The 15,287-nt window shown below is 59.6% G+C and carries 10 protein-coding genes; 2 read left to right on the top strand and 8 right to left on the bottom strand.

Annotated elements, in window-relative coordinates; all coding sequences use genetic code 11:
- Positions 1-9 precede the first annotated feature (9 nt).
- The gene (locus tag QZ656_RS21070; RefSeq protein ID WP_291995281.1) at positions 10-1,539 is read right to left on the bottom strand and encodes a hypothetical protein; all 1,530 of its coding nucleotides are present in this window, start codon (positions 1,537-1,539) and stop codon (positions 10-12) included.
- Between the two features lie 184 nt (positions 1,540-1,723).
- Here QZ656_RS21070 and QZ656_RS21075 point away from each other — a divergent pair, with 184 nt between their 5' ends.
- Positions 1,724-2,545: a thymidylate synthase gene (locus QZ656_RS21075; RefSeq protein ID WP_291995218.1), complete on the top strand. Its 822-nt coding sequence runs from the start codon at positions 1,724-1,726 to the stop codon at positions 2,543-2,545.
- Positions 2,546-2,587: 42 nt separating this feature from the next.
- A complete protein-coding gene (locus QZ656_RS21080) occupies positions 2,588-3,112 on the top strand; it encodes a dihydrofolate reductase (protein WP_291995219.1) in 525 nt (174 codons plus the stop codon).
- Between the two features lie 85 nt (positions 3,113-3,197).
- On the opposite strand, the gene QZ656_RS21085 is transcribed toward QZ656_RS21080, so the two are convergent.
- The 7 genes from QZ656_RS21085 to QZ656_RS21115 are packed head-to-tail and all read right to left on the bottom strand — an operon-like array spanning position 3,198 to position 15,259.
- The gene (locus tag QZ656_RS21085; RefSeq protein WP_291995220.1) at positions 3,198-3,917 is read right to left on the bottom strand and encodes a hypothetical protein; all 720 of its coding nucleotides are present in this window, start codon (positions 3,915-3,917) and stop codon (positions 3,198-3,200) included.
- 4 nt (positions 3,918-3,921) lie between these two features.
- Positions 3,922-5,916, bottom strand: coding sequence for a BREX-3 system phosphatase PglZ (pglZ, locus tag QZ656_RS21090; RefSeq protein WP_291995221.1), 1,995 nt, complete (start codon positions 5,914-5,916; stop codon positions 3,922-3,924).
- Positions 5,913-8,744, bottom strand: coding sequence for a helicase-related protein (locus QZ656_RS21095; protein ID WP_291995222.1), 2,832 nt, complete (start codon positions 8,742-8,744; stop codon positions 5,913-5,915). The genes pglZ and QZ656_RS21095 overlap by 4 nt, the downstream gene beginning before the upstream one ends.
- Positions 8,710-9,363, bottom strand: coding sequence for a DUF4276 family protein (locus QZ656_RS21100; RefSeq protein ID WP_291995223.1), 654 nt, complete (start codon positions 9,361-9,363; stop codon positions 8,710-8,712). Before QZ656_RS21100 ends, QZ656_RS21095 begins: the two co-directional genes overlap by 35 nt.
- Positions 9,364-9,365: 2 nt before the next feature.
- On the bottom strand, positions 9,366-10,595 hold the full coding sequence (locus QZ656_RS21105; RefSeq protein WP_291995224.1) for an AAA family ATPase: 1,230 nt from the start codon (positions 10,593-10,595) through the stop codon (positions 9,366-9,368).
- Positions 10,596-13,397: a DNA methyltransferase gene (locus tag QZ656_RS21110; RefSeq protein ID WP_291995225.1), complete on the bottom strand. Its 2,802-nt coding sequence runs from the start codon at positions 13,395-13,397 to the stop codon at positions 10,596-10,598. It lies immediately after the preceding gene.
- Entirely contained in the window at positions 13,394-15,259 is a 1,866-nt protein-coding gene (locus tag QZ656_RS21115; protein ID WP_291995226.1) for an RNA-binding domain-containing protein, read from the bottom strand. The genes QZ656_RS21110 and QZ656_RS21115 overlap by 4 nt, the downstream gene beginning before the upstream one ends.
- Positions 15,260-15,287: the final 28 nt, after the last annotated feature.

A 15,287-nucleotide genomic window follows, 5' to 3' on the forward strand; every position in this document is an offset into this window, starting at 1 on the left:
CGGCGCGCCTCAAGAAAGCTTCTGGACGTGGAAACGACCGATTTCGAAGTCGCTGCCGGTCTCTTCCAGGTCCACCGGCCGCAAGGAAAACAGCCGGCCGTCGTGGCTGAACTCGACCGCTTCACGGACGTTGAAGCCACCGAGCGGCAAGACGATGCGCTCGACGCCCGCCTGGCCACCATCACACAACCAGATCCCGGGAATGGCGATCGCCGCCGAGAAGCCGCTGCGGCGCGGTCGCAACTCGATGCTTTGCGCCTGCCTGGCTAGCACCTGCACGCCCAGGTTGGCGCGCCGGGCGGTATTCCGGCTGAAGCGGCGGGCCACCCCGAGCAACCAGTTTTGGCCGCCTTCCGGCTGCGCGCAGAGCAGCGCGCCAAGCTTGGCCTGTACCGCCGGTGCGTCGTCCAGGTAGGCGCGGAAGCCGCCAAGACTGACGTTCTCGACGACCCAGTTTTCGATATTTGGCACATCGGTCGGACTTGGCTGAACTCCGGAGAACACCGTATAGCTTTCGTCGAAACCACGCAGCACCAGCATTCGCGTCGTCACCGCGTGTCGCCGATGCTGCCGCTGCGGCGGTCGCAGGGCCCAGTGCAGGCGCAGATGACGCAGGACCGGCAGCAACACACGCTGAGTATACTTGCCACCAAGATTGAGGTCCGGCGGCACCTCACCCTGCTCGACAACGTGGATCAGTTCGTCGAGCGCCTGCGGCGCCGTCGCTGGCGAGAAGTAGCGTAGGCCCGATTGCTGCGCCGTCGGCGGCCGCGCCAGTCGCAGCGGCGCCAGACCATTGCCGGCGTCGACCCAGTACACGCTGTCGGCAGAGCAATGCGGCGACAACACGAAGTGTGGCAGGAAGTGGGCAATCAGCCGGTCTGCCAGCTCGATCTGCAAGGGCATCAAGCTGTCCACCGACGAGGTCGCAAAAACCACCGCATGCAGGTATTGCTGCGCAACGCTGCTCAGGCCGCTCTGCGCGGGATAGAGCTGTAGGGATTTCTGCGTGTGGGCAGCCGGCTCGGCCGCCAGATAGTTTGTCCCCAGGGACTTCCAAATGTCTTCGGCACTGCTGCGGTAGCGATACGCCAGCCACTTGAGCTGCGCGCAGCGAGCGGCTTGCGTGCGCAGCATGGCCAGTGGCACGGACGCTCCGAAGGCCTCGCTGCCCTTGCTTTTGGGGTCGAGTCGGGCGCGTTCGAGGCAGCCGTTGTAAAGCGCGGCAATGTCGTGCCAATAGCCATAGTTTCTCGCCCACTGGCGCTCCTCTTCGACTCTCGACAGGCGTGGCGCCTGCAGGTAGTCGCGCAGCAGCGGCCGCAGATGCGCCTGCGCGGCTTCGTCGAGCTGGCGAAGCACGTCGAAATAGCGGTCCAGGCGAAAATGCTCGGCGTGCTCCAGCGACTCGAACCAGCCCCGCACCTCGTCGATGGCCTTGGCCGGTTTGTCGAGGTGCAGCTCGGCAAGGATCCGCTTCAACTCTTTCGGGTCAGCGAGCGGATGGTCGGGACGTTGCGGAAAGAAACTGAGGCGCATGGGGAACACGACCTTGTCGAGAGCCGGCGAGGGAAGACGGCGAATTGTAAACCAGGACGCGGTCGAAATTTGATCGGCTGTTGCCGCCTGGCGGTGAGCAGGCGATCTGGCGCGGGCAACTGCTGCTGTTTGGCGACGAGCTACTACTCTACAATTCGGGCTGACAGATCGACCGGTAGAACGCATGCAACAATATCTTCAGCTGATGCGCCACGTCCTCGAACACGGCAACACCAAGGCTGACCGCACCGGCACCGGCACCTGCTCGGTGTTTGGCTGGCAGATGCGCTTCGACCTCGGCGACGGCTTCCCGCTGTTGACCACCAAGAAGCTGCACCTGCGGTCGATCATCCACGAGCTGTTATGGTTCCTGCAGGGCGACACCAACACCGCCTACCTGCGCGAGAACGGCGTCCGCATCTGGGACGAATGGGCTGACGAGAACGGTGAGCTGGGCCCGGTCTACGGCCACCAGTGGCGACACTGGCAAACGGCGGACGGGCGTGAAATCGACCAACTCGCGCAACTCGTCGCCAGTCTGAAAAACAACCCCGATTCGCGTCGCCATCTGGTGACTGCCTGGAATCCTGGCGACGTCGAGCGCATGGCGCTGCCGCCCTGCCACGCCCTGTTCCAGTTCTACGTCGCCGCCGCGACCGCCGCCGACGTCGATCGTCGTCCAAAGCTTTCCTGCCAGTTGTACCAGCGCAGCGCCGACATTTTCCTCGGTGTGCCGTTCAACATCGCTTCGTACGCCTTGCTGACGCTGATGCTGGCGCAGGTCTGTGGCTACCAGCCCGGCGACTTTGTGCACACCCTGGGTGACGCGCACCTCTACAGTAATCACGTCGAGCAGGCGCGGCTGCAATTGACTCGTGCACCACGCCCACTGCCGAGCATGCGCCTCAATCCGGCGGTAGACGACCTGTTCGCCTTCCGCTTTCAGGACTTCAGCCTGATGGCTTACGATCCGCATCCGCACATCACGGCGCCGATTGCGGTTTGAGGCCATGATCAACGATAGAGGGCAGCGCCGCCGGGGTCGCCGATGATCCTCTCGCTGATCGCCGCAGTCGGCAGCAAGCGGGCCATTGGCCTGCGCCAGCAACTGCTCTGGCACCTGCCGGAGGACCTGCGCTACTTTCGTGAAACGACTCGCGACAAGACCGTGATCATGGGCCGAAAGACCTGGGAATCGCTGCCGGCGGCCTTTCGGCCATTGCCCAGGCGGCATAATATCGTCGTGAGCCGCGACCCGGCCCTGCTGACAGACGGCGCCACTCGCGCCGCTTCGATCGATGAAGCGATGGCAGCGGCGATCGCCATTGCCGGCGACGCCAGCGAGGTCTTCGTGATTGGTGGCGCAGAGCTTTATCGGCAAACCTTGTCGCTGGCAAAACGGCTTTACCTGACCGAAGTCGCCGATGACCGTCCCGGCGACTGCTTCTTCCCCGAAATCGCGCCCGGCGAGTGGCGCGAGGTGTCGCGCCGCGCCGGCAATGTCCAGCCAGCAGATGCCGCTGCGACTGAGCGACCACCGGCCTTCGATTTCGTGGTTTACGAACGCCGCTAGAATCGCGTCGCGCGAGCGCTACCGGCCGGATTAACGCAAACGGCCATGACTCTCGTCATCGGGTGAGCTTGAATTGTCATGACCCTTAGTCGCGGAGCGAAACAAACTGAGTACCGGCTCCTTCAGATCGAAGCTCCAAATAGGAGCTATTCGAGACCATGTAAGCCAGCGACTGGTCGAGAACGAACGGAAAAAGCACGGCCATCGATTGCAGCGACGCTATTGACACGGACCTCCCGGCGTAGCGCAGCGTGGCTTCCACGAGCCACACTGCTACAGGCTCGTTTTCGGTTAGCGCAATCGGGGAGCAACGAATTAAGCGTTTACCTTTTTCCACTCGCTCTATAGCGCCCCAGCCAGCCTGCGACTGTAGAACCATATTGCTCATGCGATAGATACCTTCGCGCTCACCGTAAATCTCGCTCATCCGCCGATGCACCTCTGCGGAACTACAGTCGCCCTGCAGCGCAGACAGGCGGCCCACCAGTTCGGCAACCTTGCCGAAGAACGGGTAGGTTGCGATCGCCATTCCCCAAGCCAACGCTGCGACGGAGACACTCGGATTTGCCTTGAAGATCTCGGCGCCACGATTGGCGAAATCGACAAGGTCCACTCGCGGTTCAAGCCAAAGTCGGTTCAGAACCGTACGAGTCTTCTTTCTGGCAGCCAAACCAAGGCCGGCGACATCCAGCAGATCATTCAGCTCATCGAGCTTGGCCAACCCGGCACGCACCTTCAACGCTGCAGCTACCCAGTCGAGCTGGATGAAGCGGTCGAAGCCAATTTGTGGGGCGGTCAGACTCATTCAGTCAACTCACATACCTGACTTTGATAAAGGGCACCAACAGTTCTTCAACCGAGATGCCGCCGTGTACCACGGCAGGTTCGCCTCGCTGCATGAAGGCTGTACGTCCGCCGGCGAATAGGGCCATGAAGTTCGCAGGCAGTCCAGCGATATCCAGACGGTAGCTGCCCGGATTGGCCGCAGCCGATTCTGTGGCCAAGGCATCACTGCGGTAAGTTCGGACCCGCTCGCCGCGCATCTCGGCGGCTACACCTTGGTTGGGCCGACCCTGGCCGACCGCCTCCACATTCCCGTGGTCGGCAGTCAGGTAGACGTTGAAGCCCTTGTCGAGCAGCAGCGAGAACAGACGATCGACGAAACCCGTCTCACACCAGCCCTCGATTTGGGTGGCGATGCCACGTTTGCCGAGCACCGAACCATGCACGATCTCATCCACGGTGTCGACCACGATGCCAGCGATCTTGATCAACGGTTCAGACAGGCCCGCGTCCAGATCAGCCAATTGGTCGATACGCTTGATGCCCTTGCGGTATAGGACCTCATTGACGCGCAAGCCTTGGTCCTGCCAGAACCGGGACCACTGGTTCGGCTCTGGTGAAGTTGTGTCGATCGTGTCCGCGAACTCTCGTGGTTTGAGCCCTGAGAACAGCGCCTGTCGGGACACCGACGTCAATGTCGGCAGCCAGGCAAAACAAGCGCTCTCGTCGAAGCCGAGCTTCGGTGTGCGTCTGGCCAGAGACTCCCGGATCTGGACCCACTGGTCGACGGCAAGGCCGTCGAACACCAGTAGTGCGATCTTGCTCTCGCCAGAGCTGCGTCGCATGGAAAGAAAGCGCGGCACGTGGTGAACCATGACCGGACCCTTCGCCACGGGCAGGGATGGCAAGTCAGCGTAGTGCTTGGTTACCCACTCCCGCAAGCGCTCATCGCTAGCGAGTTGCAGCTCGCTGATCAGGGTCTTCAGCCCTTCGGCACGAGCCGAGTCCAAGCCGTGGAAGCGGGCGATGACCTCACCCAAGCGTCGGGCCAGGTTGGCCCAGTCGCGGCATGAGGATTCCAGCGTTGGCAGTGACTGGAGAATGCCCTTGATGCCCTCCGCTACGAGGTTGCGCAGTGCCAACGGGTCTCGCACGATGCCGGCCTTCGCCCACTCCGGAATGCGGGCAGGCAGACCCTGAACGGCAAGCGGGTGGAGCAGCCCATCCAGGAACATCGAGTCGATGATTACCCGCACGTCCGGGTGCTCAAACGGCACTTCTGCGGTAGCCACAAGATCCGTCGGCCTAGGCTCCCCGGTACGTATCCCGGTCACGCCAAGGCGCGACAGGTAGCGATACCATGCATCCTGGATCACGCGAAGTAAGGCGCTTTTCGACCCGAACAGTTCGCCGATCGGCAAACCCTTGAACTCCGCATGCTCGCCAAGCACATGGGCCACATGCGCAGCCAGGACCGCCGGCAAAGGGGAATCACGGTAGTGCAGTCGCAACAACTCGCGCCACAGGTCCTCGGGCCGCGAAATCAGATGCGGGCTGATCTTGAAGATGTGCGTCAGGATGAACTCTTTGGTCGCCAATTCACCGAGTGCCTGTGGTGCGTGCTTGGCCTGCGCAGCGAACAGCGCCTCATGGTGTTCACTGCCGATCTGCCGAACGACTGAGTAGCTGAGTTTCGGGAACAGGTCGGCAAGACTCAGGCTCACGCGACGCGCTTGCCTGAGGTAGTCCCAGGGCAGATCACTCGTGTTGGTGCCGCGCAGGTGCAGCACAAGTGACCTGGCTGGCGCGGTGTCCCCACGGTCCCATGCGCAGCGATAGCGATCTTCATACTCAGCACGGAACGCGACCGAGTCTTCGAAGGGCATCAGTTCGAAGCCACGCTCGCGCAGGCTTGAAAGTAGCTGCTCATCCAACAGCACATCGTCGGGGTCGGCGGCGACCCACAAACGGGCCAGGTCGGCCGGAAACTCCTTGAGGATGCGGTCAATCCATGGGCTCATATCGAACCCACCCGAAGCATCATCACCGCGTTGAGATCCGGCACGCAGGCATCTGCATCGTCCAATGCCGTCATGCGCGTCTGGTGCTCGGCATCCAGCCGCTTACGGCGATGCTCGCGAACGGCTGGCAAGCCAATTCGACCAATGGCCTGATAACGGGCGTCATAGGCGTACTTGGCGCGCTCTCGATCTTCCTTCAGCCGCGAGCGGTGCTCCTCGAGCAGTTCAGAGAACAAGCTCTCACCTTGAGTCTTGGCAGCAGTCATGGAGGCCTCGAACCAATGCACAGCCTGCTCGCTGCTGGCGGCGCTCTTGATCTCGATCGCTTCAGTCAACAGCAGATTCCAGATGCGCCTGGCCGTGGGTACAAAGGTTCGCCCGTCGTCCGTTGCGAAAACCGGCAGGAAGCGCTTGCGGCTGAGGCCCTCAGCGGCAAGGCTGATCTCCCAAAGCGACCAGACACCCTGCACCGTCTCAGGCAAGCCGGTGATCTTGACGAACGGCAGCGGTTGCCCGATCACGCAGCGTGGCAGTTCGCTGATCACAGCTCTGGCGCGAGGGTCCTCCAACGTGACCCATTCCCAATCGGGGTTCTGCTCCGCGGTCCTGGCGTCGAAGCAAACCTGCGTCGATTCGCTGCCGTCGTCCCACTTGATGCGCCATGCGTCGCCTTTCTTCACGGCACTGCCGCCGTGGGCCGTAAGACCTGTGGTGATGGCACGTTCCAGCCAGAACTGCGCTGGGTGGTCGCGCCATTTGCGGGCCTCAATAGCATCCAGCGTATGGGCATCTGCCAGCAAGTCGGTATTCTGTCGCTCGTCGGCGACCTTGTCGCGGACCTGGGTGATCACGGCGTCGCACGCCTTTTCGATCGAATCCGGATCCTGCAGACCCTGCACGAACAGCTCGTCGAAGATCGGCTCAGCTTCGACCGAGTCCATCACGTCAGATGCCTTGTCCACGCCGAACTCTTGCGCGATGACTTCAAGCTTGCTTTCCAGTACCTGGCGGACACGGTGCTCGACAGTGTCTTCAAGGACAAAGTTGATGGCGCGCACCACATGGCGCTGGCCGATGCGGTCCACGCGGCCGATACGCTGCTCGATTCGCATCGGATTCCACGGCATGTCGAAATTGACGACGACGTGACAGAACTGCAGGTTCAAGCCTTCACCACCAGCATCAGTTGAGACGAGAACCCGGACGTCGCGCGAAAAGTCCTGTTGCGCCTTAGCGCGCGTATCGAGATTCATGCTGCCGTTGAGCAGGGTCACCGAGAAGCCACGGATTTCCAGAAAACCCGCCAGCATTGCCTGTGTCGGCACGAACTCCGTGAAGATCAAAACCTTCATGGTTGGGTCGTTCTCTTCCTGCTGCAGCTTGTAGATCAGTTCCAACAGGGCTTCGGCCTTGGCGTCCGTGCCTTGGGCTTCGGTTTCGCGGGCCAGAGTCAATAGCAGGTCAACCTCGGCCTTCTCCTGCACCGAGCCCGACGTCCGCACAGCGATGTCCACTTGGCTCTGACCGTCCAACTCCGCCCACTCGTCCATCTCGGTCGAATCGAACAGCGATGCCTGGGGCTGGGGTTCATCGAGCAGGGCTTGCCGCTTCTCCAACGTGGTTCGAATGGCAGCGGTGCTGGACGTCACCAGCCGCTGCATCAGGATCATCAAGAAACCGATGTGCCGCTGCTTGGCCGCCAATGCTCGATTGTAGCCATGGCGCACGTAGTCGGTGACCGCCTCATACAGCCGTTGCTGGGCGCCGTGCCGGTCTTGCCACGCCACGGCCTGGAGCCGTGTGATGCGAGGCTTGAATAGCGCCTGGCCTTCCGCATCGATGGCGTCGCGCTTCTCGGTGCGAATGACGAACGGCCGCACGCGATCACGGCTGACGCTGCCCTCATCGGGGAAGGAGTCGCGGTCGATCAACTGCATCAAACGCAGAAACTGGTCGGTCTTGCCTTGGTGCGGCGTGGCCGACAGCAGCAGCAAGTACGGCGCTGCTTCGGCCAGTGCGGCCCCCAGCTTGTAACGCGCCACCTGGTCGGTGCTGCCGCCCATGCGGTGTGACTCGTCGATAATCACCAGATCCCACGAGGCCGCAATCAAGTCCTCGAATCGCTCGCGGTTGTAGTTGTTCAGCTGCTCCAGGCTCCAGCCTTTGCGGCCTTCGATCGGCTTAACCGAATCCAGTGAGCAGATTACCTGGTCGTGCAGCCGCCAGAGGTTTTCCTCATCCTCAGTTGCGTTGACTCGCCACTGCCGGAAGGCAGTGAGTTCGGCCGGGTCGACGAATTGCAGCTTCTCACCGAAGTGCAGCCGCATCTCGGCCTGCCACTGGCGCACCAGCCCCTTGGGCGCCACCACCAACACGCGCTTGGCCATGCCGCGCAATTTCAGCTCGCGTAGGATCAGCCCAGCCTCGATGGTCTTGCCCAAGCCCACCTCGTCCGCCAGCAGGTAGCGGATGCGGCCACGGCTCATGGCGCGGTTGAGTGCGTAGAGCTGGTGCGGCAAAGGGACTACGCTGGACTGGATGGGCGCCAGCAAGAGCTTGTCTTCCAAGGCGTCCAGCAGCTTGGCTGCCGCTGCGGCGTGGAGGATGTGCTCGACCGTTGGCTGAATGCTGTCGAGCTTGGCCAAGTCCTGCGGTCGCGCACGTACCACCGCGTCCCTGGTGGGCAGCCAGACGCGGTAGGCGGTTTCGCCCCATATATCCTGCCTGTCCACCACACGGCAGGGCGCGGCGTGGCGCGTATGCAAGCACCAGTTGCCGACGACCCAACTCACGTCAAGGCGCTCCCACGGCGAGGCGCCGCAATCCATCCCGCAGTTTTCCAAAACTGGGAGAGAGGTTCCGTTCCGGATCCATGAACGGACCAATCCGATCGGCCCATTCATGCTTTACCTGCCCCGGCAATGGCCAGCCGGCTTTCTTTATCGCCGCCGATCCGCCTGAATGCACGGCATCGGCGAGCAGCTCCCACGTATCACATGCGCTGTCTTGAAGATACTTGCCAAGCACATCCAGTTTGGCACGTGGATAGGCCGCCAACAAAGCATCCCGGTCACCCAAATACCAGGCTTCGATTTCCTCGATCGCGAGCCTGAACAGCGTATTGGGCGCTGGGCTGCAGGCTGCGGCGGCCAATTCCAGTTCGCCCAGGAAGGTAGCACAGTCGCGTTTGTCAGTATCGAGCACGACCACAACGGCATCGACTCCTGGCGTCTTGCCATAGCCCCGCAACAGCTTTGGCAACTGATCAAGCAGGATTCGCTTCGCGGGATCAGCTTTCGTCACCAGGCCTTGCGGAATTCTGCCGATGCCTTTGTAGGCATGTAAACGCCAGCTATGCGGCTCGCCTTGGGGTCCCAGCAGCCGAGGTAGCAACACTCGCAGCAAGGTCTCCCCTGAACTGTCCTCGACCAAAATCTCGATGTGCATGCTCACCTCGCGTCGAGATAGTCGCTATACCAAAGGCCACCCAAAGGTAAGCCTTCAGCCACGAGGTTATTCACATCTACCAACTCGGAGACGCGACGCACGGTGGAATAGCCATCCGTGCCTTTCTCCAGGATCCACACCTCTTCAGGTGCCAGCGCGTCAACAAAGTAGGGCTGGTGCGTGGTTACGAAGATCTGTGGTGCGTTCTTCTTGCCAGTGGCATGCAACCGGAACTCCTGGGCCAACGCCTCCAACAGCTTGTGATAGAGGCCGTTCTCTGGCTCTTCGATGCAAATGAACGGTGGCGGGTCAGGGTCTTCCAACAACAGCAGGTAAGCAAAAACTTTCAGCGTGCCATCTGACATCTGCTGGGCGAAGAATGGGTCGCCAAAAGCGCCATCGTTAAAGCGTAGCAACACGCGTTTGTCTTCAGTCACCTGCGTGTCGATACTGGCAATCCCGGGAATTTTGGCGGCAATGCGTTCGAGGATGGATTTGAATCGCGCTTTGTGCTCGCGCTCCATGAACTGCACAACGTTGCCAATGTTATCGCCGTGGATGTTCAAATGCCGCTGCGGGCCAGCGCTCGGCAGACTACGCGCCGCATCCGGGTAGAAGTAAGAGAGATACCAGCCTTTGAGGAAGTCTCGAAAGCGCTTGATACGCGGATGCTCCTTGAGGGTGCCCAGGGTGGCGATGCCGAGTTGCCGTGTGTCGGTCAGTTCGACGGGGGTCTGGGCACGATCCTCCTCGCCTTCAAGCTCAACGGCTTCTTCACCCGCCCATACAGTGCCCTTGCCGTGGTGCAGTCGCAGAAAGGGGTACGGCCGGCCGTGCTTCTGGCCCTTGCGACGCTGCTTGAGCAGCTCGGCTTCGACAAAAGGCCTACCCGATGAGTCCAGCGCAATCGCCAATTCATAGGTGATCGGCCGCTCATTGGGCGCTTCGCGGTAATAGATTTCAAACCGGATAGGCTCATCTATCCCCAATGAACGAAGACGATCAAATCCCCCTCGTTGTTTCATGTCGCAGGCGCTTTCCACATCGGCAGACAAACAATCCGCAACGAACCCGAAGGCATCGAACAAGGTGCTCTTGCCCACGCCGTTCTTGCCAATAACCACAGCGAAAGGCGTCAATGGCTCCCCGGCTTGCTGACCGGAAAGCTTGCCCAGCGTCACGTCGCGCAATGCACGATAGTTCTGTACCCGAAACCCTTCGATGACAGCCATCTATCTGTCCTCCATGCGGGTAAGCGCCTGGTCGTACCAGAGCAGCAGTTTCTCGTCTTCCTGCAGGGCCTCTTCCGGAACTTTCTGCGCGACGGCGATGATGGTCGCGTAGTCCCGGTTCCCCCACGCGTGCTTGAAACCGGTGCGCATGGCTTCAAGCCGGAAGGTTTTCAGGCGGCGACCAGTAAAGGAACGGTAGGTCTCAAACTCCTTGAGTAGCGCCCTATCCCTGATCATTTCCAGGTCACGCGCCTTGCTCGGGTCGGGCACATACCAGCGGTCAGTCGCCTTGGCTTTCAGGCGAGGGTCAGACTTTGCCAGATTGCGGAACTCCTGCCAATTCGTCGAGAGATAGCTGTGAATCTGCGAAGGAATCTCAAAAGCGTCCTTGCCTTTGGGGTCGTAGCAGAGGAAGTTGCTTTCCAGCAAATATGAGAGTTCGGGCTTGGCCTCGTGCTTCTTCCAGCCGGCCCCCAGTTGTTTGATGAACTCGGGATGAATTTCCTGATAGGTCGAGGGCTTTTTCTTCAGGAAGTCGGACAGCCAGTCGATAGCGGAGCGTTCATCGGCGATAAACATTTCCATCTGCGGCGCTTTGGTGGTTTGCATCCGCTTCTTGTCGTATTCACTGACCTGCTCGGGCAGGAAGACCATGCCATCCCGTTCCGCAAAGCGCTGTGACAGACCACCCTGGAATTCCTGGCTGGAGAGCGGTACCGGGAAGCTATGCCGGACAAACCAGGCCACCAGCCGGTCGAAAATAATGCGCGGATCGCGCTCGGCGACGAACTCGATTTGCCCATTCTTGAGCTTTACGGTTGGCAGGTATTTCAGGTGAGTGCGGACAAAATCCCAAGCCGACTCCTCGCTGCCACCCTCCTTGGCGAAGCGCTCTTCCATGCCACCGTTGGGCTTATAAGCGGAGATTACTAGGTCTTGCTTGACAGACGTTGTATTCGTCACGGCGTTGAAGCTACCTTGCTTCTTGTCGAGGGCCGAGACGTTGGCAACCACAAAGCCAGCTTCCTGGAGAGCGGTTTGGATAGCGTTCCAGACAGTTGACTTGGTATTCGAAAATTCAACCGTCATCCATCGGCCAGGCTTGAGAATTCGGAATGCCTCCTGAAAGCAGCGGGTCATCAAATGGCGATAGTTCCCTATATCTTTTTTCTGCGTTTTGTTCTCAATTGCTTCGTGCTGGATGTTCGTATAGACCTTCAGCCATGCCTCCCAAAGAAAGTTCAGTTCTGAATACATCAGGTTAGAACCGAATGGAGGATCTAGAAAAATGTAGTCAACCTGCGCGCCCTCAGCATATAGATCAGTTGCTGAAGAAGTTGATATGAAAGTGCACCCTGATCCGCAACTTATAATTCCTCGCTTTGTTGCGGCGAGACGGCTTTCGAGTATATTCAGCCAGTTTTGCTCACCAGAAACGGAGGGAAGATAAAGTGTGCCGGCTGTGTGAGGTTTCATTGGTCCGGTATCTTTCTGAATCCACCGAAGCGGTAAGAAGCGAGCTGTCTTTAGACCCACAGTGTATCCGCCAAGAAGAGCTAGTCTAGTAAGGGGCAAACGTGATTTTTGATACATTGCCGCAAAGGCGGTTAGGTTCCGACGCGTATAAAGATGGTGAACATGCGAAAGACCGATTCTCAGAGGCTCACCAGTCTTATCCCCTGCTGGAATAAGGTCTGTTGGAAGTTCGAGGCCAATCTTTCTCGATTCAATCCTTTCGATGACATTTAGGTCAAAGGTGTCCGGCGTCTTCTCGAATCTTTTCTTGCCAACATTATAATTAATAAGGACAGGTACTTGCTTTGCTTGCCTCACCGTCGTATTTATCTCGATGTCAAACTTTGTCACCCATGCGCGATCCAGATTCCGTTTTGTCACTTCAGATGAGCAATGCGGACACGCAAACTCATCGCGAACCTGACCAGCGACCTTGTCTACAGCAGCGCTCCAAAATACAACCTCGCCTGCACAGTAAGGGCAGATAAATACGTCTGACCAGACGGTGTAGTTGATCCGCCCCACCGTTGTGCCATCACTGTGAAATGTTTCATACATCCAGCCATATTCAGATTCCACCTGAAACAGTATTGATTTAGCGTCCTTTTCAAACTCATAGACATCCCCCGGAGAGTTGTAATTGGAGGCAATAAAGGTCGCAGCGGGCGAAAGATCATTGAGAATCGCCGTTCGTGCCCCGATCTTTGAAAACGGTTTCCAAATATCCACGCCATTTTCCTTTTCGGACGCAAGGATGGTTCCATCCGCCTCGACTCTATAACCGAGCGATTGCACTACTGATCTGTCAGCGCAAAGCTGAGCTGCAACCCCGGTCATGCCCGTCCCACAGAATCCATCGAACACCACATCGCCCGGCTGCGTGTAATGAAGGATGTACCGCATGATGGCCTTATGCGGCACCTTGGTGTGGTAGCTATGGGCGTTGTAGATCGGGTCGTTCTTGCCCTCGCTCACATCCGTCGCAAACGGCTCTTTGTTATACGGGATCGATGGGTCATAGGGCTTGCCGTAATGCTTGATGAAATCCTCAATGAAGGGATTCGGGCAGGCGGTGTAATAGGGCGGATCGGACAGCGCCAGAATGTCCTCGTCGGTGCCGATGGGAAATCCTTCGATCTCGTGAAAGGCTGGCTCTTTCAGCTTTTCGCGAAGGATCACCAGGTAGTGCCCACGCCGGGCTTCGTCGTTTGGGAATGTCTGGCCGAGACATTCCACTGGGCCGGATGGCTTAGGCTCCTCGGCGAACAGGGAGTGGGAGGTTGTCATTGTTCTGGTTCCTGTTCGGTTGCGACACCAGCTTGCCCGTGCATCGCCTTGAGTTTTACCCCGACATCTGTGAGCACGTATTGCTGCTTGGGGGAGCGTGGCTTGTCAGGGAGGGTCAGGCGCAGCACGCCGCCGGCCAGCAGTGGCTCCAGATGAGTCGTTACAAAGTGCGGGCGATGCTTGAAGCCCGTGTGGGTCATAAATTCCGCCATCGAACGAGGCACGTCGGCAAAGCCGATGAGCCGCCACTGCATGTCGGACAAGCGATCAAGTGACCGATCAAGCTCGCCTGCACCTACGCCAGCTTGATCGGTAGCTTGATCGGTACTCTTTTCGCCGCCAAGTTCTGCTGCAACGTGTTGATTTTCTGGTGGAACGCTGGGCTTTCCGGCCAAGAAGTGAGGTCGCAAATGCTCGGCCAGGCCGAATACGTTGCCGGTTTCTCCCTGCGCCACCAGCAAGGCTTGTACGGTAAGCCGCTGGACAAGCTGGCGGGCGTCCGTACCGGAAAGGCCGGTGAGCGCCTTCACGTCGGCAATGTCAATCTGGCCCTTGCGGGTCAGGTAAGCGAAGACATCGGCTTCCTGCCCGGAGAGGCTCACACCCAAGCTGGCCTGTGCCAGAAGCTGGGCTTCGGTAATGAGTTTTTCCTTGCGCAGACGCAAGCGGAAGCTTTTTTCGGCCTTGTGGTTCTCGATTTCCGGTGGCATGTAACCCAGCCTCCGCCAGCCGTCGAAGATGGCGCGCACGCCGGTGCCGCCCTGGTCGGATAGGCCGATACGACGGAAGGCGTTGACGATACTGGGGTTGCGAACCTCCTTGTCGCCGGGGTCGAGCAGTTGCTCGCGCGAGCCGAAGGCGTCACCGGGATTGAAGAACTCGGTCTGGTCTCGGAAGAAGCGAATGACAGGCACGCGGGTGGTGTCGCCAAAGTCCTGATGGATCAGCAGATTGATGGCGGCTTCGCGGAAGGAGATGTAGTCCGGCGGATCGTCGTCACGGCGCAAAGTGCTGGCATCCACGGCAAAGGGGCGCTCGCTGTGGCGGAAGTAGAAATCGACGATGGACTGCCACGCCTTGATGAGATTGTCTTCGACGGTAAGGCGGTCGGCCCAGCGCACGGCGGAGTCGTAGTCAGCGCTGGCGTTGCGGTAGAACTGCACGTCCGTCACCATGCGCGGCAGCACCTGGCGGACGTATTCGCCGCTGCCCAACACCAGAATGGCGGCGCGGGTGGGGCGCAGCACGCCGCCTTGCTCAACCAGAAAGCCCCAGTTCCGCAGGAAGGTGGTGTCGTCAGCCGCCGTATCCTTGCCGGGGTTGCTGGCGGCGAAACGGGTGCGATACCAGCGCACGGAGGGTTCGTCAAAGCAACGGCTGGTATCAACATCCAGCGGTTCGGCGTCGTAGCGAATGTTTGATGCGTCGCGGATGAAGCGCAGCAGTTCGTCGCGCGTGCAGGTGTCGTCGCGTCCACCACGGCGGATGTATGCCTTGTGCGGTGTGCGATCAATGAAAGCGGGTTTTTCGTTGCGTTTAGCCTCGGGCACATAGAAGGCCAGAACCGTGCCTTCAGCCAAGGAATGAACTGATCCATTGATCGGCAGGAATACGCTGATCTTGTTCTGATCACGTACCCAGCCGAGAAAAGTGTTCTGCACTTCGTCGGCATTGGTCACTCCGGTAATGGTGAAGGAGCCGTTGGCCTGCTTGACGCCAAATACCAAGTGCCCGCCCGCCGTGTTGGCGAAGGCGCTGACGGTTTCCAGCGAATCCTTGGGCGCGGCCCACGCCGCTTCCTTGAATTCGATGTCGCTCCACTCAATCGACTGGAGGCGTGCCTGCAATTCTTTTCTATCCATGATCAGCTTGGCCCGTAGCGCTAAGGCG

This window comes from Candidatus Accumulibacter sp. ACC003 (assembly GCF_907163085.1).
Lineage (GTDB): Bacteria > Pseudomonadota > Gammaproteobacteria > Burkholderiales > Rhodocyclaceae > Accumulibacter.

What these genes read in the sequence shown, in the direction of transcription:
- QZ656_RS21105 (WP_291995224.1), bottom strand. Translation starts at nt 10,595, where the DNA reads ATGGCTGTCATCGAAGGGTTTCGGGTACAGAACTATCGTGCATTGCGC.
- QZ656_RS21085 (WP_291995220.1), bottom strand. Translation starts at nt 3,917, where the DNA reads ATGAGTCTGACCGCCCCACAAATTGGCTTCGACCGCTTCATCCAGCTC.
- QZ656_RS21070 (WP_291995281.1), bottom strand. Translation starts at nt 1,539, where the DNA reads ATGCGCCTCAGTTTCTTTCCGCAACGTCCCGACCATCCGCTCGCTGAC.
- QZ656_RS21075 (WP_291995218.1), top strand. Translation starts at nt 1,724, where the DNA reads ATGCAACAATATCTTCAGCTGATGCGCCACGTCCTCGAACACGGCAAC.
- QZ656_RS21100 (WP_291995223.1), bottom strand. Translation starts at nt 9,363, where the DNA reads ATGCACATCGAGATTTTGGTCGAGGACAGTTCAGGGGAGACCTTGCTG.
- QZ656_RS21080 (WP_291995219.1), top strand. Translation starts at nt 2,588, where the DNA reads ATGATCCTCTCGCTGATCGCCGCAGTCGGCAGCAAGCGGGCCATTGGC.
- QZ656_RS21110 (WP_291995225.1), bottom strand. Translation starts at nt 13,397, where the DNA reads ATGACAACCTCCCACTCCCTGTTCGCCGAGGAGCCTAAGCCATCCGGC.
- QZ656_RS21115 (WP_291995226.1), bottom strand. Translation starts at nt 15,259, where the DNA reads ATGGATAGAAAAGAATTGCAGGCACGCCTCCAGTCGATTGAGTGGAGC.
- QZ656_RS21095 (WP_291995222.1), bottom strand. Translation starts at nt 8,744, where the DNA reads ATGGATTGCGGCGCCTCGCCGTGGGAGCGCCTTGACGTGAGTTGGGTC.
- pglZ (WP_291995221.1), bottom strand. Translation starts at nt 5,916, where the DNA reads ATGAGCCCATGGATTGACCGCATCCTCAAGGAGTTTCCGGCCGACCTG.